The following is a 24007-nucleotide window of genomic DNA, read 5'->3' as shown; positions in this document are numbered from 1 at the left end:
CGAAGCCGAACACAGTGCAATGCACGACGCCGGAACTCAACCGAGTTCCGGCGTCGTGCGTTTAACGGGCCCCCACAGACGCGTCCTCAGGTCCTGTCGCCTTCTTCCCGACGCGTCCTCAGATCCTGTCGCTTTTTTCCCGACGCGTCCTCAGGTCCTGCGGCCTTCGCCGCAACGCTCCCGCAATTGAAGCCGGGTCATGCCAGACCCGGGCCCGCCTTCGCCATGTGGGGAAGCGGGCCCGGTGACCTGCAGGATGTGAGGAAGGGTTGCCCGGTGACCTGCAGGATGTGAGGAAGGGTTTCCCGGTGACCTGCAGGATGTGAGGAAGGGTTGCCCGGTGACCTGCAGGATGTGAGGAAGGGTTGTCCGGAAACCTGCAGGACGTGAGGAAGGGTTGGTGGGCGGGAGGGTTTGGTTTGGCTAGCTTGCCTTGAGGCTCACGGCGGCAGCCTGGACCGCCTCGCGCAGCGGCGTGGTGGGGCGGCCGAGCAGGGCGCTGAGGTCTCCACTGGTGACCAGGAGGTCGCCGCGCGCGATGCCGAGGTCGCTGTCCGCCAGGATTGCCGCGTAAGGTTCCGGCAGCCCGGCTTCTACCAGGACCTGGGCGTACTTCTCCGCCGGCAGATCCGTATAAGTCACCGGCTTCCCGGACGCCGCGCTGACTTCCCCGGCCAGCTCACTGAGGGTGAAGGCGTCGTCGCCGCCCAGCTCGTAGACCTTGCCGCCCTGGTCATCCCGGAGTAGCACGGCTGCTGCCGCCGCCGCGTAATCGGCCCGGGCGGCGGCACTTACGCGGCCCTCGCCGGCGCTGCCGAGAACGGCGCCGTGCTGGACCTGAACCGGGAGCTGGCCTGTGTAGTTCTCCAGGTACCAGCCGTTGCGGAGCAGGACGAACGGGACGCCGGAGTCCCGGAGGATCTCTTCAGTGGCAATGTGCTCGGCGGCCAGCTGCATGGCGGTGGTGTCCGCGTTGGCGACGCTGGTGTAAGCGATCAGGCCGACGCCGGATTCCTTGGCTGCGTTGATCGCATTCCTGTGCTGCTCGACGCGCTGGCCCACCTCGCTGCCGGAAACCAGCAGGACCTTGTCCGCCCCGGCGAACGCCTGCTGCAGCGACTCGGGCTGGCTGTAGTCGATGGTGCGGACCTGGACGCCGCGCTGGCCGAGGTCAGCGATCCTGTCCACGGTCCGGCCTGCGGCCACAATCTGCTCCGCGGGCAGGCCGCTGTCGAGCAGTGCTTCGACGACCAGGCGGCCGAGCTGGCCGGTGGCTCCGGTGATGACGATGGTCATTGATTGTCCTTTCTGAGGCGACTGTCAATGGTGCCAACCCGGCACTTTCCCGATTACTTCCCAAAAGAGAGTACGCACTTTCAGGTAAGGTACTGTCATGAAGGTAAGTACCCCAGCCAAGGTCCCCGCTTTCCCGTTCGCCGACGGGATTTTCCCCGCGGGATGCCCCAGCCGGACCGTGCTGGACCACGTCACCAGCAAGTGGGGCGTGCTGCTCCTTGTTGCGCTGTCCGAGGGGCCCCAGCGATGGAGCGAACTCCGCCGCCGGGCCGAAGGCATCAGCGAGAAGATGCTCGCCCAGACACTGAAGACCCTCGAAGCCGACGGGTTTGTCAGCCGCGACGCACAGCCGGTCATTCCGCCGCGCGTGGACTACAGCCTGACCAGCCGCGGGGAGGAACTGAGCGCCCTGCTGCTGCCCCTGGTCGCCTGGGTGGCCGAGCACGCCGAGGCGATCGTGAGCCGCCCGCAGTCCTAGGCGGCAGCCCCAGGCTGCAGTCTCAGGCGATGCCGGCCGCGGCGTGTTCAAAGGCTCCGGACCCGACGACTACAAGTTCCTGCTAAAGCGGGACTTCGGTAAACCTTTGATATTAGGCTACCTAACTATTAGGATGCCTAAGTATGACATCCAAGAATGCCCCTGCACTGCAGGCCCTTGCGCAGGACTTCCGCGAGGCGCTGCGGCACAGCGTGTACCTGGTCCGCCGCCTCGATGCGGACGGTGAACTGAGCGCCGCCCAGCTGAGCACGCTCAAGATGCTGCTCGACGACGGCGTTCGGGTGGGGGAGGTGGCCAGGAACCTCGGCGTCAGGGTGCCCAGTGCCACCGAGCAGATCATCAAACTTGAGCGGGCAGGACTGGCCCGCCGAGAGGCGGATCCGGACGACTCCCGCGCGGTCCGGGTTGTGCTGACCCCGGAAGGCCGCGACGCCGTCGAATCCGCCAACCGGCGCCGGAACGCCGTGATGGCCGGCATTCTCGAATCCCTCACCGATGACGACAGGCGTGCCCTCGCCGCCGCCCTCCCGGTCATCGAAAAAATCAACGGCACCATCCAAAACTGACAAGCGATTCAAACTGACACAGCGACACTTAGGAGTTCCCTCCATGGACGGCCAGTTCGCAGACACCCTGCCGGCACCACAAACCACCCTCGAGGCTGAGAAGGCCTCATTCCTCAAGCAGCCCAAGGCGGTCTGGGCCACCGCGCTCGCGGCCGTGTTCGCGTTCATGGGCATAGGCCTGGTGGATCCCATCCTGCCGGCCATCGCCAAGAACCTGGACGCCAGCCCCAGCCAGGTCTCACTGCTCTTCACCAGCTATTTCCTGATCACCGCGGTGGCCATGCTCGTCACCGGCTTCATCTCCTCGCGCATCGGCGGAAAGCGCACCCTCCTGGCCGGGCTGGCCGTGATCGTGCTGTTCTCCTCGCTCTCCGGCCTGTCCGGCAGCGTCGGCGAACTGGTTGGATTCCGCGCAGGGTGGGGGCTTGGCAACGCACTCTTCGTGGCCACCGCGCTCGCGGTCATTGTGGGCGTGGCCAGCGGCGGTGCCGGGACGGCGATCATCCTCTATGAGGCGGCACTGGGCCTGGGCATCTCGCTCGGGCCGCTCCTCGGCGCCCTCCTCGGGGGCTGGCAGTGGCGGGCCCCGTTCTTCGGCACGGCCGCTCTGATGGCGGCGGCCTTCATTGCGCTGACCGCGCTGCTTCCGAAGACCCCGTTGCCCGCCCGCAAGGTAAGCCTGGCCGATCCGCTGCGGGCCCTGGGCAACAAGGGACTGCGGACGACGGCGGCCAGCGGCCTGTTCTACAACTACGGCTTCTTCACCGTGCTCGCCTTCACCCCGTTCATCCTGGGCATGGACGCGTACGGCATCGGCGGGGTGTTCTTCGGCTGGGGCGTCGCCGTCGCCGTCTTTTCGGTCTTCGTGGCCCCGGCGCTCCAGAACCGCTTCGGCGCCACGAAGGTGCTCCTCGGCACGCTTGGGCTGCTGATGCTGGACCTGGCGGGCCTTGGCCTGGCCGCGGGCCATTCCGTGCCCGCCGTCGTTGCGCTGGTGGTGGTCTCCGGCGCGCTGCTGGGCATCAACAACACCATCTACACCGAACTGGCCATGGGAGTCTCGGACTCGCCGCGCCCGGTGGCCTCGGCGGGGTACAACTTCGTCCGCTGGATGGGCGGCGCCCTGGCGCCGTTTGCCGCAGCCCAGCTGGGTGAACACTTCGGGCCGCAGGTGCCGTTCTTCGCCGGTGCCGTGGCAATGATTGTGGCCATGGCCGTGGTGGCCGGCGGGCGCCGTTACCTCGCGGCCCACGAACCGCACGTGGTCTGAGCCGCGAGCCCGTCAGCGCGACGGCACGCACAAAACAAAAGACGCCCACACTCCCGGACACAGTCGTAGGGAACGTGGGCGTCTTCCGTTTCATGCCGGAGGAGCCAAGAGCCGGTCAGACCTTGACGGACCCCTTCGGAACAAACAGGGTCTCAGCCTGTTCCAGCGACATGCCGTTCGTCTCCGGCACCTTGTACATGACGAAGAAGAACGAGGCCGCCGCGAAGAGTGCGTACATGGCGTACGTCAGCGGCAGCGAGCCTGCGGCCATTACGGGGAAGCTCAGCGTGATGGCAAAGTTGGCGATCCACTGGGCGGCGGCGGCCAGACCCAGGGCGCGGGCACGGATCGCGGGCCGGGAAGATCTCGCCCAGCAGCACCCACACCAGCGGTCCCCAGGAGGCGCCGAAGCTGATCACGAACACGTTCGCTGCCACCAGGGCTACGGGGCCCCAGGTGCCGGGCAGCGTGATGGCGGAGCCGGTGCCCGTGGCCGAGGCGAAGGCCAGGGCCATGGCGCCGAGGGAAACGGCCATGCCGATGGAGCCGGCCAGCAGGATGGGGCGGCGGCCGATCCTGTCCACGAGGGCGATGGCCACGAGCGTGACCAGGATGTTGGTGATGGACGTGGCCACCGAGATGGTCAGCGAATCCTTCTCCTGGAAACCCACGGCCTTCCAGAGCGTGGTGGAGTAGTAGAAGATCACGTTGATGCCCACGAACTGCTGCAGGACGGACAGGGTGATGCCGATCCAGACCACAGCCTGCAGTCCGAAGGCCTTGCCGCGGAGGGAGCCCTTCCTGCCGGCCAGCTGGTCCTCCTCGATGGCCTCCCGGATTTCGCGCAAGTGGCGGTCGGTGTCCTCATCCGGGGCGATGGAGTCGAAGACCTTCCGTGCCAGGTCCTCCTTGCCCTGGACCACCAGGAAGCGCGGGGACTCGGGCAGGGTAAACGCGATGACGCCGTAGAGCACGGCCGGAACAGCGGCGGCCAGGAACATCCAGCGCCAGGCCTCGATGCCCAGCCAGAATGCCTGGTGCGCGCCGCCGGCGGAGGTCGCGAACAGTGCGTCCGACAGCAGGGCGGCGAAGATGCCCGTGGTGATGGCCAGCTGCTGCAGCGATGCGAGCCGGCCGCGGACGTGCCGGGGCGAGATTTCGGAGATGTAGGCCGGGGCGATGACCGAGGCCAGGCCGATGCCGAGTCCGCCCACCAGGCGCCAGAAAATGAGGTCCCAGACACTGAAGCAGAAGCCGGTGCCGATGGCGCTGATGAGGAACAGCAGTGCCCCAAGCTTCATCGCGGGGATGCGGCCGTAACGGTCCGCCACCTTGCCGGCCAAGTACGCGCCGGCCGCGCAGCCCAGCAATGCTACTGCCACGGCGAAACCGGTGACGGCCTCACTGAGCGCGAATTCGTCCTTCATGGCATCCACGGCGCCGTTGACCACGGAGGAGTCGAAGCCGAACAGGAAGCCGCCCACGGCGCCGGCAAGCGCCAGCCAGATCACCCGCCTGGGGATCTTGGCGGTTGTCTGCTTGTCGGTGGACATGGTTCTCCCTTGGCTCGGGGGTGGGTGGATGCGGTGCAAACGTCGTCGGCTGCGGAAACCGGCCCTGTCGGCCGGCGCACACGCGCCTAACAGTGTGCCACGTCACCGCCCGCTGATCCACTCCGCGACGGAGGACGACGACGGCGGCCGGTCCCGCCGTCGTCGTCCGTTTGGTGCCGTTTACGGCGGATTTCCGCGGAAAACGAAACGGCAGGCACCCCGGAAGGTGCCCGCCGTAACGCAGCTGCAGACGTACCCTAAGCGGTGCCTAGTGGGCGGCCGCGGGCTCTTTCATCGCTGCCTTGGGGTCCGTCAGTTTCGTCTTCGGCAGCGCGAAGCTGATGAGGAAGGCGATGCCGGTGAGGACGGCAGCGGTGAGCATGACCGCGTCGATCGACTGGGCAAAGCCCTCCGTGATGGGCCGGGTAAGCACCGGGTTCGCGGTGTGCAGCCAGCTGGTGTCATTGAGGGAGTCGTTGCTGGCGCCGTTCTTGAAGAAGTCGTAGAGCTTGGCGTTGGCGGGGTCGGCGGCGACGGCGGGGTCCTGGAGGACCTTCACGTAGTCGGCGTTCTGCATGGCGTCCTTCATGCCGTTGGCGATCTTGTCCGCGGCCATGCTGAACAGCATGGAAATGAACACCGCTGTGCCCACCGCGCCGCCCATGGAACGGAAGAAGGCGGCGGTGGAGGTGCCCACGCCCATGTCCTTCGCGGGCACCGAGACCTGCATCGCGAGGGTGAGCGGCTGCATGCAGAAGCCCAGGCCCAGGCCGAAGAAGACCGCAATCAGCCCGGGGACCCAGAGCTCGGTGTCAGCGCCCAGCGACAGACCCATGATGATGGCGGCCGTGGTCAGGATGGCGGTGCCGAGGATCGGGAAAATCCGGAAGGTGCCCGACGATGAGATGGTCCGTCCGGCGGTGATGGAGCCGGTCAGGATGCCGATCGTGAAGGTGATCATCATCAGGCCGGCTTCGGTGGGAGTCAGGCCCTTGACCAGCTGCAGGTACATGGGAAGCATGGCGATGGCACCGAACATGCCGATGCCGATGATGAAGTTCAGCAGCGAGGACAGCCCGAACGTGACATTCCGGAAGAGGCGCAGCGGGATCAGCGCGTAGTCCCCGGCACGCCGTTCGGCCAGCAGGAACGCAACGATGCCGACGATGCCCAGGCCGTAGCAGATGACGGAGCTGGCCGAGGTCCAGCCCCAGCTGCGGCCCTGTTCGGCGACGAGCAGCAGCGGCACGATCGCCAGGGTGATGGCTGCGGCGCCCCAGTAGTCGATCCGCTGCTTGACGTGCTTGGCGGGCAGGTGGAGGTAGAGGAACACCACGGCCAGCGCGGCCAGGCCGATGGGCAGGTTGATGAAGAAGACCCAGCGCCACCCGTCGAAGCCGAGGATGCTCTCCGAACCGGCAAAGGCGCCGCCCACCACCGGGCCGAGGACCGAGGAGATGCCGAACACGGACATGAAGTAGCCCTGGAACTTGGCCCGGTCCTTGAGCGGGACGATGTCGCCGATGATGGTCAGCGCCAGAGCCAGCAGGCCGCCAGCGCCCATGCCCTGGATGCCGCGGGCGATTGCCAGTTCGGTCATCGAGTGCACGGACCCGGCATACAGCGAGCCGGCGAGGAAGATGATGATCGCTGCGAGGTAGAGCGGGCGGCGGCCGAAGATGTCGCTGAGCTTTCCGTACAGCGGCGTGGTGACCGTGGACGTGATGAGGTACGCGGTGGTCGCCCACGCCTGGAGCGAGAGCCCGTCCAGGTCATTGGCGATGGTGTAGATGGACGTCGACACGATGGTCTGGTCCAGCGAGGACAGGAACATGCCGAGCATCAGCCCCACCATGACGGTGATGGTCTGCCGCTGCGTCAGGGCCTCTCCGGGCGCGGGTCCGGCGGTGGTTTTGGACATGGCTGCTCCAGGGTCAGAGAAAGGGGGATCGCATTTGATAGTTGCTTTCAGTAACTATGTTACTTCCTGCTTTGTTCCCCGGAGCAGCCGAAATTCTTCTGCGGCTCAGCGTTCGATGAGGATGCCGTCCGGGTCGCACCAGATCGTGGCACCGGTGCGGATGGTCACGCCGTCGATCAGCAGGTCCACGTCTGTTTCTCCCGCCCCGGCCTTGGCGCTCTTGCGCGGATTGCTGCCGAGCGCCTTGACACCGAGCGGCAGTTCCGCGATGGCCCCGCGGTCGCGGATGGCACCGTTGATAACGACGCCGGCCCAGCCGTTTGCCACGGCGCTCGCCGCAATCATGTCCCCCATCAGGGCGGTCCGCAGGGAGCCGGCACCGTCGACGACGAGCACGGCTCCGTTGCCGGGGGTGGCGAGGACAGCCTTGACGAGGGCGTTGTCCTCCAGGCAGCGCACGGTCCGGACAGGGCCGCTGAAATGCGTGTGGCCGCCCAGGGACTGGAACTGCAGGGAGATGGAGTCCAGTTCGTCGCCGCGCTCATCGTAGAGGTCTGCGGTGTTGACGGCGGCGTTGGCAGGCGAAGCGGTCATTGGTTCTCCTCGGGGTGGTGGTGGCCATGCCAGTTTAATTATCCGCAAGGCCTCCACGTCTTACCGCCGGGCGCGTAGCAGCGCGGGCCAGTATAGCCAGGGTAAGGGTCGGTGACTGGTGCCGGAGCTGCCGGCGGCACGTAGACAGGCGGAGCCGGCGGAACATAGACAGAAGGAAGGTTCCTGATCCGCTCGGCCTCTGCGGCGGCGGCGGCCGCGGCCGCAGCCTTGGCCTTGGCAGCTGCGGCCGCTTCAGCCGCCACTTTCGCAGCTGCCGCCTTTGCTGCGGCTTCAGCCTTCGCCCGGGCCGCATTCGCTGCTGCATCGGCGAGGCTTTTCTTCTTACCCTTGATTGCTGCTTGCCGGGCCGTCGCCGCTGAGGCTGAAGTGGTCAGCCGTGAAACGAGCTGAGCCAGCTTGGCTGGCTGGTAGGCAGCCCAATGGACCTTGCCCTGCGCTTCTGAGGCCGCCTTCAGCGCTGCGATCGTCGCAAGGGCGGTTACAAGCCCCGCATTTGATTTATCGAGTGCTGACGTCGATTCTGAGAGCGGAACTGCAGTGATCGCCTCCACTGCGGCGACCGCTTTCTCAACCTGTTGGGCAGGCAGACACGGAGGCTCCGTAGAGTTGAGTCCAACAGCCCGAGTCCGGGCCTCTTCGAATGCTTCCTGAACCGCGGGATAAAACTTTCGGTTCGGTTCAATTAGCATCGGAACACCCATGCCCAGACGGGCGACCTCCGCGTTGATCAAAGTTCCTGACAAATTGAAAACGCCGGCGAGTGTGCGTCCATACTTGTCGGTTGGCTCTTCGTCGAGTTCCAGACGGACTACTGACCCGGCTGGAAGGAGCTGCTCCAGAGCGGTGGTAGCTTCGGGTCCGAGGCACTCTACGGGAGCATTCGGGTCCTTGGTTTCCGGAGTATCGACGTTGAGCAGGCGAATGGTCTTCTCGCCTTCACTGGTCGTTGCTACAAAGGTGTCACCATCAATAACGCGGCTTACGGTGGCCTCGTTGGTTGCAGCGTTCTGGCTGGAGCTTGATGTCAGTTGTGTGTTGTTGGTGGTACAAGCCGTGAGCGCTATGGCGGCGGCGAGTGCTACAGAGGCGGATTTGAGCAGGGCGCGATGGCCGAGGTTTTTTGGCGACAAAGTGCATTCCCCCATGGAACGAATGATAGGTGTCCCTGCGTGCAATACCCCAGTGGCAAGAGGTAGGCAGGAAGGGCATTCTATCGCCGCAACGAACGAACTTTTACACGTCCTGCGGATAGTCTGATTCCATCATCACGATGTTCCAGGGGGAGACCACCATGAGCCTGTCAGACATACCCGGTGCGGTACCAGACCCCGGCCTGGTGGGCACCCGGTCATCCGCCGCGCTCGCTGAACCGACGGAGCGGGCCAGGTCCCTGTGGGTCACGGGCGTCGTGCTGGTCAACCTCGGCATCAACGCGGCATTTTTCGGCCCTATCCAGGTGCTCCTCGGACAGCAGGCGGAACATTTCGACCCCGGGCAGAAGGAAGCCATCCTCGCCCTCGTCACCGGTGCCGGCGCAGCGGTGTCCCTGGTCGCCAATCCGCTCTTTGGCGCCTTCAGCGACCGCACGGCGTCCCGGTTCGGCCGGCGCGTCCCGTGGGTGCTGGCCGGCGCCGTCCTCGGCGCGGCCGCGCTGGTGGGCCTGGCGGGAGCACCGAACGTCGCAGTGATGACGGTCCTCTGGTGCCTCGTGCAGGCTGGCTGCAACGGTGCCTACGCCGCGATCACCGCTGCCGTTCCCGACCGCGTGCCCGTCCCGCAGCGCGCCACCGTAGGTGGCCTGGCGGCGATGGGGCAGACGGCCGGGATTCTCGTCGGCGCGGTGATTGCCGCCGTCGTCAGCGGAAACTTCGTGCTGGGCTACATCATCTGCGCGGCTGCCCTCGTGGCGGGCGTGGTGATGTACCTGGTCAAAAGCGACGACGCTCCGCTTCCGGCAAGGCCTGCCCAGGCGCTGAACTGGGCCGGCTTCCTGCTCGGGTTCATCAGGCCCCTGCGGCACCCGGACTTCGCCTGGGCCTGGATCACCCGGCTGCTGGTCAACATCGGCAACCACATGGTCACCCTGTACCTGCTGTTCTTCCTGGCGGATGCCGTGCACCTAAAGGAGACCACGGGCCTCGAACCCGCCTTTGGCGTGCTGGTGCTGACCGGCCTCTACGCGGTGTTCGTCATCATCACCAGCGTGGTGGGCGGCAGACTCAGTGACAGGATGGGCAAGCGCAAGCCGCTGGTGATCGCATCATCGGTGATCATCGCCCTGGCATCGCTGATCCTCGCCTTCGCCCCCACCTGGGTGGGCGGCATCGTGGGTGCCAGCGTTCTGGGGATCGGATTCGGCGCCTACCTCGCCGTGGACTTCGCCCTCATCACCCAGGTGCTTCCCAGCGCTGCCGACAGGGGCAAGGACCTGGGCGTCATCAACATCGCCAATTCCCTGCCCCAGGTCATCGCCCCCGCGCTGGCGTGGCCATTCGTCACCCTCTGGGGCGGCTACGTCTCCCTCTATGTCGCCGCCGCCGTCATCGGCCTGCTGGGTGCCGTGTTCGTGGTGAAGATCAAGGGCGTTGCCTAGGACCTGGTCGGTCCAAATCAGCCGGGCACTGGGACGGCCCTTGCAATAACCCCGGGGGCACGTCCGGCTTCCGGGGAACCCCTCCGGCTCCCAGGGAACCCGGAGACCTGTGCCGTATAGTGGAGTGCGAATCGCGGCAGGACCGGGAATGGGGCTCTCCCTAACTGCACCAGGAATCTCAACCTCCGGACTGATGATGCTTGACTCTATGCCTGATCTTCCGCCCATGGCCGCCCCGCCCTCCCTTCCCCGGCAGCAGCGCCGCTATAACCGCATCCTCGAGGTGGCTGCCGCGTTCGCGCGCAAGGGCCTCCAGTCCGTCACCCTTTCCGAGGTTGCCGCCCAGGCAAACGTTCCCCTCGGCACCCTGTACCGCTACTTTCCCTCCGCCACCCATCTGATGCTGGCCCTCTACCGGCACCAGCTCGGCGAGCTCAAGACGGGGACCGGGCCGGGCACCGTCCGCATCCATGCACTCTCCGGCGTGGCCATGGAAATCTTCCACATGCGCGTCATGCAGCCTGCCGTGGAGCAGTGCCTCAGCCAAGGCGTGTACCTCAAGGACCGGGACACCACCGGCCTGCTGCGGGAGATCGACTCCTTGGCCGAACGGGCCGTCACCGCCGCGTGCGGCGACGCGGCCGTCGCCCGCGTCCTTTTGCCAACGGTCACCGGTCTAGTCCAGTCGGTGCGCTGCCGCCGGCTTTCCCTGTTTGAGGCGGAGGAAGATCTGAAGAAGGCGTGCACGTTGCTGATGCCGGCACCGCGGCTGGCGCGGAATACCGCGTAACTGGTCTAGACCGGCAGGTCATAAAAGGCTCGAAAAACGGTGATACGGGCCACAACTTGACTCAAAATCTGCTTTATTCCGTCAAACCGGCCCGATCTGGCACCGGCTGGGCTTTTGTCCTGTCTAACATGGCAGTAGCGGAGTGGCCAGCACCCAGCAGCTCCACGGGCTTTCTGACGGAACCCGCCACCCTTGGGCCGTCAGCGGAAGCGCGTTTCTGACCATCTTGAGCCTCGAATGCTTGAGCCATACTGTGCCGTGCGCCCACGGCTAGCAACAGGAGACAACGACGTGTCCATTGAAACTATCGCTCCGAATGACACCAGCGCAGCCGCAGAGCTGACTGACCAGGAAATTTTTGCTGCCCACGAGGGCGGCAAGCTTTCCATCGCCAGCACCGTTCCCCTCAGCAACAAGCGCGACCTCTCCATCGCCTACACGCCGGGCGTTGCCCAGGTCAGCCGGGCCATCCACGCTGACCCGGAACTCGCCAAGAGCCACACCTGGGCCCAGCGCCTCGTGGCCGTCGTCAGCGACGGCACTGCCGTCCTCGGCCTGGGAAACATCGGTCCCAGCGCCTCGCTGCCCGTTATGGAGGGCAAGTCCGCCCTCTTCAAGGCCTTCGGCGAGCTGGACTCCATCCCGCTGGTCCTCAACACCACCGACGTCGATGAGATCGTGGAGACCCTCGTCCGGCTGCGCCCCAGTTTCGGTGCCGTCAACCTCGAGGACATCGCCGCTCCGCGCTGCTTCGAGCTGGAAGAAAAGCTCATCGAAGCCCTCGACTGCCCCGTCATGCACGATGACCAGCACGGCACCGCCGTCGTGGTCCTCGCCGCGCTGACCGGCGCCGCCAAGGTCACCGGCCGCGGGCTCGAGGAACTCCGCGTGGTGATCTCCGGTGCCGGCGCCGCAGGCATCGCGATCGCGGAAATTCTCCTCACCGCGGGCATCGATGACGTGGTGCTGCTGGATTCGCGCGGCGTGATCAACTCCGAGCGGGCCGACATCGCCGCCGACCCCGCCAGCAAGAAGGCCCAGATGGCGCAGCGCAGCAACCCGCGCGGCATCTCAGGCGGCCCCGGGGAAGCCCTGCTGGGCGCGGACGTCTTCGTCGGCGTTTCCTCGTCCAAGCTGGACGAAGAGCACCTGAAGCTGATGAACCACAGCTCCATCGTGTTCGCACTGTCCAACCCGGACCCCGAAGTGCTGCCCGAGGTCGCGTCCAAGTACGCCGCGGTTGTGGCCACCGGCCGCAGCGACTTCCCCAACCAGATCAACAACGTCCTGGCGTTCCCCGGCATCTTCCGCGGCGCCCTGGACGCCGGCGCGCGCCGCATCACCCCCGCCATGAAGGTTGCCGCGGCCCGCGCCATTGCCGAACTGGCCGATGACAAGCTGTCCGCGTCCTACATTGTGCCCAGCCCGCTGGACCCGCGCGTTGCCCCGGCCGTCACGGCCGCCGTTGCCGCGGCAGTCGAAGTCGAAGCCAACTAAGCCGGACAACTAAGTCCGGCTTGAGCGCTGGCCTGATTGGGCTGACTGAAGGCCCGACGGCGGTGCCTCCCGTGCTGGGGAGGCGCCGCCGTCGTCGTTCCCGGCAAAGTCCGCGTTCCGCGGACCCTCACCCCGCCCGGACCCTAGACTGGGGACATGAACGCCCAAACCCTCGTGACCGTCCTCTGCGGCCTGGCCATCCTGGTTGGCGTTGCCGGCACCGTCATCCCCGTCCTGCCGGGCAGCTTCCTGATCGGCCTGAGCCTGCTGGCGTGGGCAGTCTGGGGCGGTGAGGGTGCGACCGGCTGGGTGGTTTTCGCCGTGGGCATGGTGTTTGTGCTGGCGGGCATGGCGGCCAGCGCCTTCCTCGCCGGCCGCAAACTGAAGGAACACCGTATTCCCAACCGGAGCGTCGCCGTCGGGGTTGTACTGGGCATTGCCGGCATGTTCGTCATTCCCGTGGTGGGCCTGTTCGTGGGCTTCGCCGCGGGGCTGCTGCTCAGCGAAGTCCAGCGCACGCGAAGCTTCCGGGCGGCGCTGACCTCCAGCTGGGCGGCCCTGAAGGCCACGGGGCTGGGAATGCTCGTGGAGTTCGGCCTGGCCTGCCTGGCGGCCAGCACCTGGGTTGTGGGCGTCTGGGTAGGCGCCGCTTCGGCTTAGTTCCGGCCCGCCATTAGCATGGAGGAATGAGCGCGGGGCAGTTTCCAGGACCGATCTACCGCGACACGCGCGACCTTACCCCCTTCGGCGGCGGCAGGGTCCGCACCCCGGTGCGCGAAATAGCCGAGGGCATGGGCGGGCTGATCCACGGCGTGCTCGGGGGAGGGGACTCCCGGATCAGCGTGGACGGCAGCGTTCCGCGGCTCAAGCTGTTGCCCGGCAAGGCTGCCAGGACCGTGTACGACGCCATCTTCTCCAGCACCGACCCCAACCGGCTCATCGCCGCCGGCCGCGCCTATCCCGGCTGGGCCGGGCTCTGCTGCGTGATGGCCGGGCTCCTCGCCTACAAGCAGGGCGGTTACCTACGGGCCGCGGAGTTGCTGCAGCGCGGGCTCTCCATCAGGAACGACGACGAAGCCAACCAGTTCGCCGCCAGTTACCTGACGCGGGTGGTCACCCGGGTCGAGGTGGCCGAACGCATCGTGGTGCCGGTGCTGTTCAGCGAGGAGTCGGTCTTCCTCGCGCTCTCCCATTCCCTCCGGGAAACGGGCCAGACCGAGGCGGCTTTGGAAACCCTGGTCAGGCTGCCGCCGTCGTTGCCCACCGCACTGGCGAGGTGCGCACTGGCTGCCGCCCTGGGCAGGGACCAGGAGGTGGTGGTCTGGACGGAGGGCCTGCTGAACGCCGACGACCTCTCGGCGGCGCTGCTTCTGGTGCGGGCACGCTCCCTCCGCCGCCTCGGCGCGTACAGCCAGGCCCAGCAGGCACTCAAGGAAGTCCTGCGGCGGCAGAAGACCAGCATGTCCCTGCGCAACGACGCCCTGACGGACCGTGCCCTGATGCTCCTGGACAACGGCCGGAAGTCCCTCAATCCGCGGGACTGGCAGCGCGGCAAGCAGGGGGAGCTCGAAACGTTCGAGGTCATCCGCAAGGACATCGAGGCGCGCCGGGCGTGGGAACAGAAATGGAAGCAGTTCGGCGGTGACTGAGGCGGCCGCCCTTGTGGGCGGCGGGCTCTTGTGGCCACTACAGGGCCGCGATACAACGGACCCATGACTGACGCAATCAGGCAGTGGATGGACAAGTACATCGCGGCGTGGACCACGAACGACCCCGAGGATATCGGGGCGCTCTTCACGGAGGAGGCGGTGTACGCCACGCGGCCCTACGATCCCGATCCGTGGCGCGGGCGGGCACAGATCGTGGAGCGGTGGATCGGCTCTGCGGACCAGCCCGGGGACTGGAGATTCGAATGGTCCCTGCTGGGGTCCGACGGAGATCTCGCGTTCGTGCAGGGCCGCACCACGTATCTTGATGACCGCCCGAGCTACGAGAACCTGTGGGTGATCCGGCTCGATTCCGACGGGCGCGCGTCGAGCTTCACCGAGTGGTTCATGGAGCGCCAAGTCTGAGCCAGCCGGGCCGGCTCCTAGACGAGCCAGCTCCTATACGAACCGGGCCAGGGCCGGAAACAGCTGCTCCGAGAGCAGAGCGGCGCCAAGGACCACCATGATGATGCCGCTGGTCAGCGTGACCCTGCGGGCTGCGTTCGGCCGGGACTGCAGCAGTTTCCGCGACAGCAGCGCCACGCACGTGTAGACGAGGGCCGCGAGGAGCACGAAGGTCAGCCCCAGCAGTCCGGACTGCACCGGCACGGGCAGCGGGGCGTCAGCGCTGACGAACTGCGGCACCAGGGCCAGGAAGAACAGCAGCCCCTTGGGGTTGATGCCGCTGGTCCCCATGCCCTGAAGGAAGGACCGGAGCTGGTTCTGCCCCGGATGTCCGACGGCGGCCGCTGCGGAGAAGCTCGCACCCCGCCATGATCTGATGGTGACGGTTCCCAGCCATAGCAGGTAGACAGCCCCGGCCACCGTGATCCAGCCCAGCAGGCCCGGCATGCTTGCCAAGACGGCGGCGAGCCCGGCCACCATGAGGAGGGTGTGCAGGACGTATCCGCTGCACAGGCCCGCGACGGCGGGGACAAAGCTGCGGCGGCCGAGGCCAGCCGTGATGGAGTAGGCCCAGTCCACCCCCGGGGTGCAGGCGAGGGCGGCCGCGACCACGATAAAGGCGAGGAAAAGCTGGGGATTCATGGCGGGCTCCTGCGTGTTTGGCTGTAAGAAAAGCCTAGGCAAAATGGCCCCAGATGTGCTCTCAAATTTCGCGCGGATCGCTGCCGCAGGAGTAAGATTTTTGCGTGATCGACCATATCGACAGAAGTATTTTGCGCCACCTCAAAGAGGACGGCAGAATGACTGCCACGGCCCTCGCCGCCAAGGTGGGGCTGACCGTGGCGCCCTGCCACCGCCGGCTCCGCGACCTCGAGCAGTCCGGCGTGATCCGCGGCTATAAAGCGGACATTGACCCGGCCGCCGTCGGGCTGGGCTTTGAGGCGATTGTGTTCGTCACCCTCCGGCAGGTGGACCGCCCGACCATGGAGATCTTCGAGAACCGGGTGGCGGAGAACCCGAACATCGTGGAGGCGCAGCGGCTGTTCGGTTCCCCGGACTACCTGCTCAAGGTGATCGCGGCGGACCTGCCCTCCTACCAGCGGTTCTACGACAGCGAGCTGACAGTGCTGCCCGGGGTTGAACGGCTGACCTCAACGCTGGTGATGAAGAACCTGAAATCCAACGCCGGCCCGCCCGTCTGACTTTCCTTCCGGCAGCGCAGGCCCTCGGAAAAGCGCGAACGAACACTTGGGGCCCCTGATCCGGGTGGATCAGGGGCCCCAAGTGTTCGCTCGCGCTGGACTGTCTCCCTGCTCAGCGGGGGTTCAGCACGACGTTCTGGAAGGTGCCCTTCCCGGTGCCGGTGTGGAGCCAGAGTGCTCCATCGGCCGATACGGAAACGACGTTCGGGTTGCCCGTACCCGCGAAGCGGCCCACGCTGGCGAAGGTGGTGAAGGCGTTCCAGCCGGTGCCGAGCTGCGTGCGGGCGAGGAAGCCGGAGGAGCCGCTGCCGGGATAGAGCCAGAGCGTGCCGTCCGACGCGCGGGCCATCAGGTCGGCCTTTCCGTCGCCGTTGAAGTCGTTGCCCGCAACAACCTGGCTGAAGCCCGCCCAGCCGGAGCCGATCTGCTTCCGGGCAAGGAAGGCGCCCGCTCCGTTTCCGGGGTAGAGCCACAGCTTGCCGTCCGGCTCCTGCGCAATGATGTCCGTCTTTCCGTCGCCGGAGAAGTCGCCGGGGGCGATGATCCGCGCGAAGGCATGCCAGCCGGTGCCGATCTTCTTCGCTGCCTGGAAGAGTCCCGTTCCGTTCGTGGGGTAGAGCCAGAGCGAGCCGTCGGGCTTCCGGGCCAGGAGATCAGGGCCGCCGGCGCCGTTGAAGTTCCCGGCGGACACTACCTGGTCGAAGGCCTGCCAGCCGGTGCCCAGCTGCCGGGACGTGCGGAACCCGCCCGAGCCGTTGCCGGAGTAGAGCCGCAGGACGCCCTGGGCCGTCCGGGCCAGGATGTCGGGCTTGCCGTCGCCGTCGTAATCACCGGCTTCCCAGACTTGGCTGAAGCCAGCCCAGCCGGTGCCGATCTTCAGCTTGGTTGCGAAACCGCCGACGCCGTTGCCCGCGTATGCGGTGATGGCCCCGTTGGTGCTGGCTGAGAGGATGTCCGTGTGCCCGTCGGAGGTGAAGTCCTGGCCGGCGATCAGCTCCGTGCTGGCCCATCCGGTGGCAAGCGTGCGGCGTGCCAGGAAGCCTCCGGTACCGCTGCCGGGGTACAGGTAAACGGTCCCGGTGCTGGAGCGGGCGAGCAGACCGGGGCCCGTGGCGAGCCCTCCCGCTGCCGTGACGGCGGTGAAGCCCTGCCAGCCGGAGCCCACCTGTTTGGCCGCCAGGAAACCGCCGGTTCCGTTGCCGGGGTACAGCCACAGGGTTCCGTCGGCGCGCATGGTCAGCAGGTCGGCCCGCTTGTCGCCGTTGAAATCACCGGGTGCGATGATGCGCTTGAAGCCTTCCCAGCCGGACCCGATCTGCTTGCGTGTCAGGAACCCGCCGGTTCCGCTGCCCGGGTACAGCCACAGGGCTCCGTTGGACGTCCGGGCAATGAGGTCCGTCTTCCCGTCCCCGTTGAAGTCGCCGTTGCCGAGGACCATGTTGAACATATTCCAGCCCGTCCCGATCTTCACGGCCGTTCCGAGCTTGTTTCCGCCCAGGCCCGCGAACAGCAGGAGCGAACCGTCGGCTTCGCGGGAGACCATATCCGAGCGTCCGTCACCGTTGAAGTCGCCGGCCGAGAACTGGATCTTGGTGCGCAGGGCGAGGTCGGCGTCGATGGTGACAGTGGCCGAGGTGGCGGTCACGGTGTTGATCGTGACCCGGATTCCGGCGTGGGTGATGAATGTGCGGCCGGCCTGCCAGGTGTGGTTGGTCGCGTAGTACCCGCTGAACGGAACGGTGGACGGCATCAGCGCCAGCGAGGACCAGGGGGTGGCGCCGCCCCGCTGGACCACTTTCACGCCCCGGTTGCCCGCGGGCCCGCTGGCCAGGTAGGCGTCGTAGCCGGCAGGCTGCCGGAGCTCCAGGTAGTAGACCTCCTTGCTGACCGGATCGGTGAACTTCACCGCGCGGTAGGCCAGCTTCGTGTCGCCCCAGGGTTTCAGCGTGTAGCTCTTCACGCCGGATGCCACGCCGAGGTCGCGGATGTCGGTAGCCGCGCCCAGGCCCTTGGCGTCCCAGAAGGGCGAGCTGATCACCGGCATGTTGTAGCTGGACAGCCCCATCAGGTCGGTGCTGTCGCCGTATTCGCGGATATAGCAGGAGGAGTCGGTGAACTGGCCGGTGCTCGTGGTGCCGACGTCGGACACGCCGCTGCTGCACTGCAGGGCGTCGGCGTGCATGGAGCCCAGGACGTGCCCGAACTCGTGGGCGATCACGCTGTTGGTGAAGCCGCTGATCTGCGGCATCAGAACCCGTCCGCTGTTGCCGGTGCTGCTGTAGCCGGCACCGAGGGCGCCGCCGGAGAGCGTGGCGCTGGGAACGAAGACCACCAGCGCCTTGTTGGTGCCATAGGTCCACTTCAGCTCGGTGGTGATCTTGTTGATCATGTCGTAGTAGGAGTCCGTCGACCTGGCTGTCTTGGACGCCAGCGTGGCGCGTTCTGTCACGGTCATGGAAATGCGGCCGCCGGACATCGCCTTCCAGTAGTTGCTGGAGGCTGCCACGGCCGCTTCGGCCTGGGCCATCGGAACGGTGGCCTTGTTGTCCATCAGCGTGGCGACGACGACCTTGACTGTGAGGGCAGCGGCGGCCGTTCCGCCCGCCTCGGTCTGGAGGGCCAGGCCCGCAGGCGGCCCGTCCGCGGGAACGCCCGGCGCGGATTCGTATCCGTGGTGCACCTGTTCCGAACCGGACTCGACCGGCAGTGACGTGCCGTTGCCGGCCGGATCCGTGGCTGCCATTGCGGTAGCGGGAAGCGAGACGAGGCCAGCGGCGAAAACCAGCAAGCCTGTGGCCGACGCGATTGAACGGGAAAAAGAGCGCATTGAGTTCCTTATTGAGACCGACCCCCCGGCGGAGACCCTGAGTGAACACTGCACCTGCTGCGTGCCCAGCGCTGCGGCAGATGCTGAATCAGGTTACAGTCGCCACCGCAGGACAGCCGCCGGAATATCCGCAGTTTTCCCCAATGATTTGCGCAATATCGGAGTGGCGCTCCGCAAGACCGGCATCAGTGCTCTAGCAGCCCCGTGGTCCGGTACGGAATCACCTCGCGCAGGAACATGCTTGTGGACGTCCGCACGATGCCCGGGCACAGCCGGATCTCCTCGGAAACCCGGTACAGGTCGTCGGGGCTGGTGGCCACCACCCGGATCAGCAGGTCCGTGTCGCCGGCCGGGGCGTGGCACTCCAGCACCTCGGGGATCTCGCGCAGCGCGGCGATGGCCTCGTTGAGATGGCTCTGGTCCAGTTCGGCGCTGACAGCCGCCGCAACGCCCCGGCCCAGGGCCGCGGGCAGCACGCGGCTGCTGTTGGGCCGGAGGGCGCCCGACGCCGTCATCCGCTCCAGGCGGGACTGTACAGTGCCGCGCGCCAGGCCCAGCCGCTGGGCCAGGACCATGATGGGCAGCCGGGGATCCTCATCCAGGGCGGCCAGGATGCGCCGGTCCGTGGCGTCGAGCTGCTGCAATCTGATCACTTCCTCTCCGGTTCCCGGGTACAGGACCGGTCAGATTGACCAGTCCATGCCATGCCCATTGCGCCTACTGTAGGTCTTCTGCTCAGATAGTGGCAACGCAGGCGACGGTTACCCCCACCGCCGGCAGGCTACAGGATCACGGCACACCACCCGGCCCCCTGGACCACGCTTCCGGCAAGGAGGCAGCCGCTGATTGACACTTGTTCACGCATTCGTCTTTCCGCAAGAAGTGCCTCGATTCCCGTACGGAGCTCCGTCCGGGGCAGGCACGGCAAGAGCCCCTGAGCCACCGATTCCCGGCCAACGCCCGGAGTGCGCGGTAGCTGAGGGGCTCTTGTGGTGTTCGGCATAGGCTGGAGGGCATGACTCACGCTGGCCGCTTCGCCCCCAGCCCGTCCGGTGAGCTGCATGTGGGAAACCTCCGGACGGCAATCCTGGCCTGGCTCTTTGCCCGTTCCACCGGGCGGCGGTTCCTGCTGCGGGTCGAGGACCTCGACCGGGCACGGGCCGGGGCTGAAGCGGCGCAGCTGCGGGACCTGGCCGCCGTCGGGGTGACCTGGGACGGTGCGGTGGTGCGGCAGACGGACCGCGAACCGCTGTATACGGCGGCCATCGAAGGGCTAGCCGCGGCCGGGCTGACGTACGAATGCTTCTGCACCCGCCGTGAGATCCAGGAGGCACCCTCCGCGCCGCACGCGCCCCAGGGCGCCTATCCCGGAACGTGCAGGGGACTGTCGGCGGCGGAGCTCGAGTTCAGGCGGTCCACCCGCCCGGCGGCCATCCGGCTGCGTTCCTCCGTGGCCGAATGGACTGTCGAAGACGTGCTGCACGGGACGTTCACTGGAGTCGTGGACGACTTCGTCCTGCGCCGGAACGACGGCGTGACGGCGTACAACCTGGCCGTCGTCGTGGATGATGCTCAGCAGGGCATAGACCAGGTGGTTAGAGGGAACGACCTGCTGCCGTCCACGCCCCGGCAGGCATATCTCGCCTCGCTCTTGAATATGCCCGTTCCGGAATATGCGCACGTGCCGCTGGTGGTGAATGCCGACGGCGCCCGGCTGGCCAAGCGGGACGGCGCGGTCACCCTCAGTGACCTGGCCGCCGTCGGACATCCCGCGGAAGCCGTCCAGAGGACGATTCTGCAGTCACTGGGCCTGCCGGGCGAATCCCTGCAGGCCGCCCTGCAAGGGTTTTCGCCCGCCCGCCTGCCTCGTGAGCCATGGGTGTGGCCCGGGGCATAGCGGCTGGCGTCACGCGTTCTTGGCCCGCTGTTCCAGCTTCTCCAGCGACGCGTGGAGCAGGTCCGTGCTCCGGCGTTCATCAATAACGATCGAGGCCCCGAGTGCGGCAACAATGATGAGCAGGCAGGCGGGAACCGAAACGCCCGCCGCCGCCAGGGCCACGGTTCCGGCGAGGACGCACACCACTCCGGTGGTGACGGCGATGAGGGTGCGGTCGACGCACGTCATGACGCTGAAGAGCGCCGTGAGCGAGACCTTGAACAGCGCCACGGGAACGGCGATGCTGGCCACTGCCACGGCGCCGCTAATGTGTGCTGCATGGTCGATGTAGTACGCGGCGACGTGCAGGCCCGCCCCGGTGGCGGCGATCGCGGCGAAGACGGGGATATGGCCGTAGCCGAAGAAGTAGGAACGGTGACGCTGCAGGTGCAGGGCCCGGCCGGCGGGCAGGATGAAGTAGATCCACCACATGCCGAAGGCCAACGCGGTGCCGCCGAAGCCCACCAGAGCGGCATCAAGTGACCAGCCATGGTTGGCCACGATGGCGCGGAGTGTCTCGACGGCGCCGATCAGGCATTCGCCCAGGGCGATGATGGCCAGCAGTCCGTAGCGTTCGGCGATGTGGTGGGCGTGCCAGGGAGTGGTTGCATTCCGCTCGGCCGCATACGGGGTGGCCAGTTCGAGGACATACAGCGGTGCAATCATCAGGAACGTGGTGGGCACGTCCGCCTGGATGAACAGCACCGCGATCCACCCCAGCTGGACAACCGCCAGGTATCCCGCGTAGCGCAGGCACGTCTTCCTGCGGGCCGGGTCCTGCCGGGCGGCCCGCAGCCACTGGGAGACCAGGGCCAGGCGCATGATGATGTAGCCGCCCACGATGACGGTGTTGTCCACGTGCTTCCCCTCCACGAGGGAGTGGAACATGGGCTCGATCCCCATCGCCAGGATCAGGACGCCCACCAGTTGGACCATGGTGACCACCCGGAATACCCAGTCGTCGGTATCGTAGGCGCTGGCGAACCAAGTGAAGTTGATCCAGGCCCAGATCACAGCAAACATCGCGAAGGAAAAGCCGAGCAGCCCGGCGCCGAAGTGTCCCTCCGCGATCTCATGGGCAAACTGGCTGCCGGCCACCCCGAACGCGATCACGAACGTGAGGTCGAAGAAGAGCTCCAGCGGGGTGGCTGTCCGGTGGGGCTGGTGAGGATCCCGGCCGCCCATTCGGGCTACGGCGTGCCGGAGGGGATTAGAAGGCATGGGTCAAACAGTAGCGCGTCTGCGTGCCCGCCAGAGCAGGGCAATGTATGCCAGGTCGAACACACTGCACAGCGCTCCGAGCCCAAGGATCAGGACCGTATTTCCGTACCCGCCGTAGACAATGGTGGGGGCAAGGGTGCCGACCCACTTGGCCACCGCGATGACGAGCGACTGGCCCCGGCCGCTTCCGCGCGAGACGAACATCGCGATGAACAAGCTGGACATCAGCAGGTTCTGCAGGAACGCGGCGTACTTGGAGGCGTCGTCCCAGCCGAATTCAGCCACGAACAGCAACTGCACCGTGAACGACGTGATGCCCAGCAGCACGGCCCAGGCCAGGAAGAGCGGCCGGGTGACCCAGGGCGGCAGCTCGGCCCGCCCGAACCTGAAGAAGGTGTAGATGATCAGGACGTCCGCCATGCCCCACACGACGTTGAAGACGCCCTGCGCCGATATTCCTGTGGCCACGGACCGCGCGGCGTAGATGGCTTCCCAGGCGAAGTTGAGCGCCAGGGCCGCGGCGGGGATGGCGTAGGTGCGCTCCCGGATGCCCAGCCGGATCGCCTCGGCATACACGATGGTCCAGGCCACTCCGCTGACGATCGTGAGAAACAGGATCACGTTTCTTCCTTCCCGGACTTGCCGCCCCAATGCGCCGCCCAGTTCGCCGGAACGGTGCGGGGTCGCCGTAAACTTCCCGCGAACCCGCACCGCTCCGGCGAGTTCGGCCAGCGAACGCGCGGGACCGGCCGGCTACACCCTGCCCAGGGCGTCGATGTCCTCTAGGAACTCCTGGTGCACCTCGTCGCTGACGGTGGTGCGGGTGTCCGCAATGGCGTCGAGGTAGTCCTGGGTGGCGGGTCCCTTCCGTACCGCCTCGCGGACGGACACGCCGCCACCGGACGCCAGCCCGCCGTCGTCGTACACTGCCTTTTCCAGCGCCCGCTGGGAGGCGCTCCGTGCGGCAAACTCGATGTCCGCGGGGGAGAAGCCCGCGGTGCGGTCCACCAGCTGCTCCACGTCCACATCGTCCACCACGGCGGCGGGGATGAAGCGCTGCCACATTGCTTCGCGGGCCTGCCGGTCGGGGAGGCCGATGGGGATGACGTAGTCGAACCGGCCGTGCCGCAGGAAGGCGGAGTCGAGGGCGCGGATGAAGTTGGTGGCGCAGACCAGGAGGCGGCCGGGCTGTTCGCGGAAGGCCGGGATGATTTTGAGCAGCTCGTTGGTGACGCCCTGCAGCGGCGACGGCGGGTCCCCGGCGCGCTGGGAGGCGATCTCCTCCACTTCGTCGATGAAGACGACGGCGTGCTCGAGTTCCGAGATCTCCAGGAAGGTCTCCCGCAGCGCGCCGGCCAGACCCTTGGGGTCGGCGGCAAGGCGGGAGGGGAAGACCTCGACGAACGGCCACTCCAGCCGGGAGGCGATGGCCTTGGCGAAGGTGGTCTTGCCGGTGCCGGGCGGCCCGAACAGCACCACGGCACGCGGCGGCACGACGCCGAACTCGTCGGCGAGGTCGGCCTCGGCCAGGGGCAGGACCAGGCGGCGCTCCAGCAGCTCCTTCTCCCGGCGCATGCCGGCCACGTTCTCCCACAGGTCCCGGGCCAGGATGCGGCCGCCGAGCAGGCCCAGGGGCTCTAGTTCCTGGCGCTGCACGGGGATGGTGCGCTCGAAGTAGCGCAGGTTCTTCTTGAGCACGAAGCCGCGGCTCAGGAAGGCCTCCACCCGGGTCTCCGACTCGGGCATCAGGGCGGATAGCTTGTTCAGCCCGTGCGGCGCCATCCGGTTTTCGACGGCGGCCAGCAGGGAAGTGCCGATGCCCCGGCCGCGGAATTCGGGCAGCGTGGCCAGGAAGACGATCCAGCCCTGGTCATGCGCTGCACGTCCGACCGCGGCGCCCACCACCTGGTCGCCGAGGACGGCCACCACTGCGTGGTCCTTTTCGCAGGAGGCCAGCACTTCGGAGAGCGCATAGACCGGCTCGACATTGGTGGCCTTCAGCGATTCCCAGAGGTGCAGGATGCCGTCAAGGTCCGCGGAGTGGAAGTCCCGGATCCGCCAGTTGGTCATGAGGTTGTCTCCCGTGGTTCGACGTTGAGCCAGTTCTGAG

At 66.9% G+C, this 24007-nt stretch carries 21 protein-coding genes and 1 pseudogene; 11 read left to right on the top strand and 11 right to left on the bottom strand.

The window, feature by feature from the left end; translation table 11 throughout:
• Nucleotides 1-423: 423 nt before the first annotated feature.
• A complete protein-coding gene (locus QF036_RS00410) occupies nt 424-1296 on the bottom strand; it encodes an SDR family oxidoreductase (protein WP_307098204.1) in 873 nt (290 codons plus the stop codon).
• Between the two features lie 97 nt (nt 1297-1393).
• Between QF036_RS00410 and QF036_RS00405 the strand changes: the two genes are divergently transcribed.
• From QF036_RS00405 to QF036_RS00395, 3 genes are all read left to right on the top strand, one after another.
• The gene (locus QF036_RS00405) at nt 1394-1774 is read left to right on the top strand and encodes a winged helix-turn-helix transcriptional regulator (protein WP_307098202.1); all 381 of its coding nucleotides are present in this window, start codon (nt 1394-1396) and stop codon (nt 1772-1774) included.
• A 143-nt stretch (nt 1775-1917) separates the two neighbouring features.
• Nucleotides 1918-2361, top strand: coding sequence for a MarR family winged helix-turn-helix transcriptional regulator (locus QF036_RS00400; RefSeq protein ID WP_307098201.1), 444 nt, complete (start codon nt 1918-1920; stop codon nt 2359-2361).
• Between the two features lie 43 nt (nt 2362-2404).
• The gene (locus tag QF036_RS00395; RefSeq protein WP_307098199.1) at nt 2405-3631 is read left to right on the top strand and encodes an MFS transporter; all 1227 of its coding nucleotides are present in this window, start codon (nt 2405-2407) and stop codon (nt 3629-3631) included.
• Nucleotides 3632-3746: 115 nt separating this feature from the next.
• On the opposite strand, the pseudogene QF036_RS00390 reads toward QF036_RS00395, so the two are convergent.
• The 4 genes and pseudogenes from QF036_RS00390 to QF036_RS00375 all read right to left on the bottom strand — a co-directional run bounded on the left by QF036_RS00390 (nt 3747) and on the right by QF036_RS00375 (nt 8865).
• Nucleotides 3747-5184 (bottom strand): annotated as a pseudogene (locus QF036_RS00390) (sugar porter family MFS transporter).
• Between the two features lie 268 nt (nt 5185-5452).
• Nucleotides 5453-7105, bottom strand: coding sequence for an MDR family MFS transporter (locus tag QF036_RS00385; protein ID WP_307098197.1), 1653 nt, complete (start codon nt 7103-7105; stop codon nt 5453-5455).
• Between the two features lie 105 nt (nt 7106-7210).
• Complete coding sequence (gene rraA, locus QF036_RS00380; protein WP_307098195.1) at nt 7211-7699, bottom strand: ribonuclease E activity regulator RraA; 489 nt, start codon at nt 7697-7699, stop codon at nt 7211-7213.
• Between the two features lie 38 nt (nt 7700-7737).
• Nucleotides 7738-8865, bottom strand: a complete 1128-nt coding sequence (locus QF036_RS00375) for a thermonuclease family protein (RefSeq protein ID WP_307098193.1) — start codon at nt 8863-8865, stop codon at nt 7738-7740.
• Nucleotides 8866-9011: 146 nt separating this feature from the next.
• On the opposite strand from QF036_RS00375, the gene QF036_RS00370 reads away from it, so the two are divergent.
• From QF036_RS00370 to QF036_RS00345, 6 genes are all read left to right on the top strand, one after another.
• A complete protein-coding gene (locus QF036_RS00370) occupies nt 9012-10313 on the top strand; it encodes an MFS transporter (protein WP_307098192.1) in 1302 nt (433 codons plus the stop codon).
• A 208-nt stretch (nt 10314-10521) separates the two neighbouring features.
• Nucleotides 10522-11103 (top strand): TetR/AcrR family transcriptional regulator, encoded by a 582-nt coding sequence (locus QF036_RS00365; protein WP_307098190.1) that lies wholly within the window; start codon nt 10522-10524, stop codon nt 11101-11103.
• 291 nt (nt 11104-11394) lie between these two features.
• Nucleotides 11395-12600 carry an NAD(P)-dependent malic enzyme gene (locus QF036_RS00360; RefSeq protein ID WP_307098188.1) on the top strand — a complete coding sequence of 402 codons (1206 nt, stop codon included), beginning with the start codon at nt 11395-11397 and terminating at the stop codon, nt 12598-12600.
• Nucleotides 12601-12756: 156 nt separating this feature from the next.
• Nucleotides 12757-13260 carry a DUF456 domain-containing protein gene (locus QF036_RS00355; protein ID WP_307098186.1) on the top strand — a complete coding sequence of 168 codons (504 nt, stop codon included), beginning with the start codon at nt 12757-12759 and terminating at the stop codon, nt 13258-13260.
• Between the two features lie 26 nt (nt 13261-13286).
• Nucleotides 13287-14249 (top strand): tetratricopeptide repeat protein, encoded by a 963-nt coding sequence (locus tag QF036_RS00350; protein ID WP_307098185.1) that lies wholly within the window; start codon nt 13287-13289, stop codon nt 14247-14249.
• Between the two features lie 63 nt (nt 14250-14312).
• Nucleotides 14313-14672: a nuclear transport factor 2 family protein gene (locus tag QF036_RS00345; protein WP_307098183.1), complete on the top strand. Its 360-nt coding sequence runs from the start codon at nt 14313-14315 to the stop codon at nt 14670-14672.
• A gap of 33 nt (nt 14673-14705) precedes the next feature.
• On the opposite strand, the gene QF036_RS00340 is transcribed toward QF036_RS00345, so the two are convergent.
• Complete coding sequence (locus tag QF036_RS00340; protein WP_307098181.1) at nt 14706-15353, bottom strand: LysE family translocator; 648 nt, start codon at nt 15351-15353, stop codon at nt 14706-14708.
• Nucleotides 15354-15457: 104 nt separating this feature from the next.
• Between QF036_RS00340 and QF036_RS00335 the strand changes: the two genes are divergently transcribed.
• Nucleotides 15458-15913, top strand: coding sequence for an Lrp/AsnC family transcriptional regulator (locus QF036_RS00335; protein WP_307098179.1), 456 nt, complete (start codon nt 15458-15460; stop codon nt 15911-15913).
• A 112-nt stretch (nt 15914-16025) separates the two neighbouring features.
• On the opposite strand, the gene QF036_RS00330 is transcribed toward QF036_RS00335, so the two are convergent.
• Both QF036_RS00330 and QF036_RS00325 read right to left on the bottom strand, forming a co-directional pair.
• Nucleotides 16026-18740 carry an FG-GAP-like repeat-containing protein gene (locus QF036_RS00330; RefSeq protein WP_307098178.1) on the bottom strand — a complete coding sequence of 905 codons (2715 nt, stop codon included), beginning with the start codon at nt 18738-18740 and terminating at the stop codon, nt 16026-16028.
• 185 nt (nt 18741-18925) lie between these two features.
• The gene (locus QF036_RS00325; protein ID WP_307105708.1) at nt 18926-19384 is read right to left on the bottom strand and encodes an Lrp/AsnC family transcriptional regulator; all 459 of its coding nucleotides are present in this window, start codon (nt 19382-19384) and stop codon (nt 18926-18928) included.
• Nucleotides 19385-19755: 371 nt separating this feature from the next.
• Here QF036_RS00325 and gluQRS point away from each other — a divergent pair, with 371 nt between their 5' ends.
• Entirely contained in the window at nt 19756-20637 is an 882-nt protein-coding gene (gene gluQRS, locus QF036_RS00320) for a tRNA glutamyl-Q(34) synthetase GluQRS (RefSeq protein ID WP_307098176.1), read from the top strand.
• Nucleotides 20638-20646: 9 nt separating this feature from the next.
• On the opposite strand, the gene QF036_RS00315 is transcribed toward gluQRS, so the two are convergent.
• The 3 genes from QF036_RS00315 to QF036_RS00305 form a co-directional block, all read right to left on the bottom strand.
• Nucleotides 20647-21897, bottom strand: a complete 1251-nt coding sequence (locus QF036_RS00315; RefSeq protein ID WP_307098174.1) for a low temperature requirement protein A — start codon at nt 21895-21897, stop codon at nt 20647-20649.
• A 3-nt stretch (nt 21898-21900) separates the two neighbouring features.
• Nucleotides 21901-22518, bottom strand: coding sequence for a transmembrane-type terpene cyclase (locus QF036_RS00310; protein ID WP_307098172.1), 618 nt, complete (start codon nt 22516-22518; stop codon nt 21901-21903).
• Between the two features lie 132 nt (nt 22519-22650).
• On the bottom strand, nt 22651-23967 hold the full coding sequence (locus QF036_RS00305) for an ATP-binding protein (protein WP_003805722.1): 1317 nt from the start codon (nt 23965-23967) through the stop codon (nt 22651-22653).
• Nucleotides 23968-24007 lie beyond the last annotated feature (40 nt).

Source organism: Arthrobacter globiformis (genome assembly GCF_030817195.1).
Classification (GTDB): Bacteria; Actinomycetota; Actinomycetes; order Actinomycetales; family Micrococcaceae; genus Arthrobacter; species Arthrobacter globiformis_D.
This window is presented reverse-complemented; position numbering and strand designations above follow the sequence as displayed.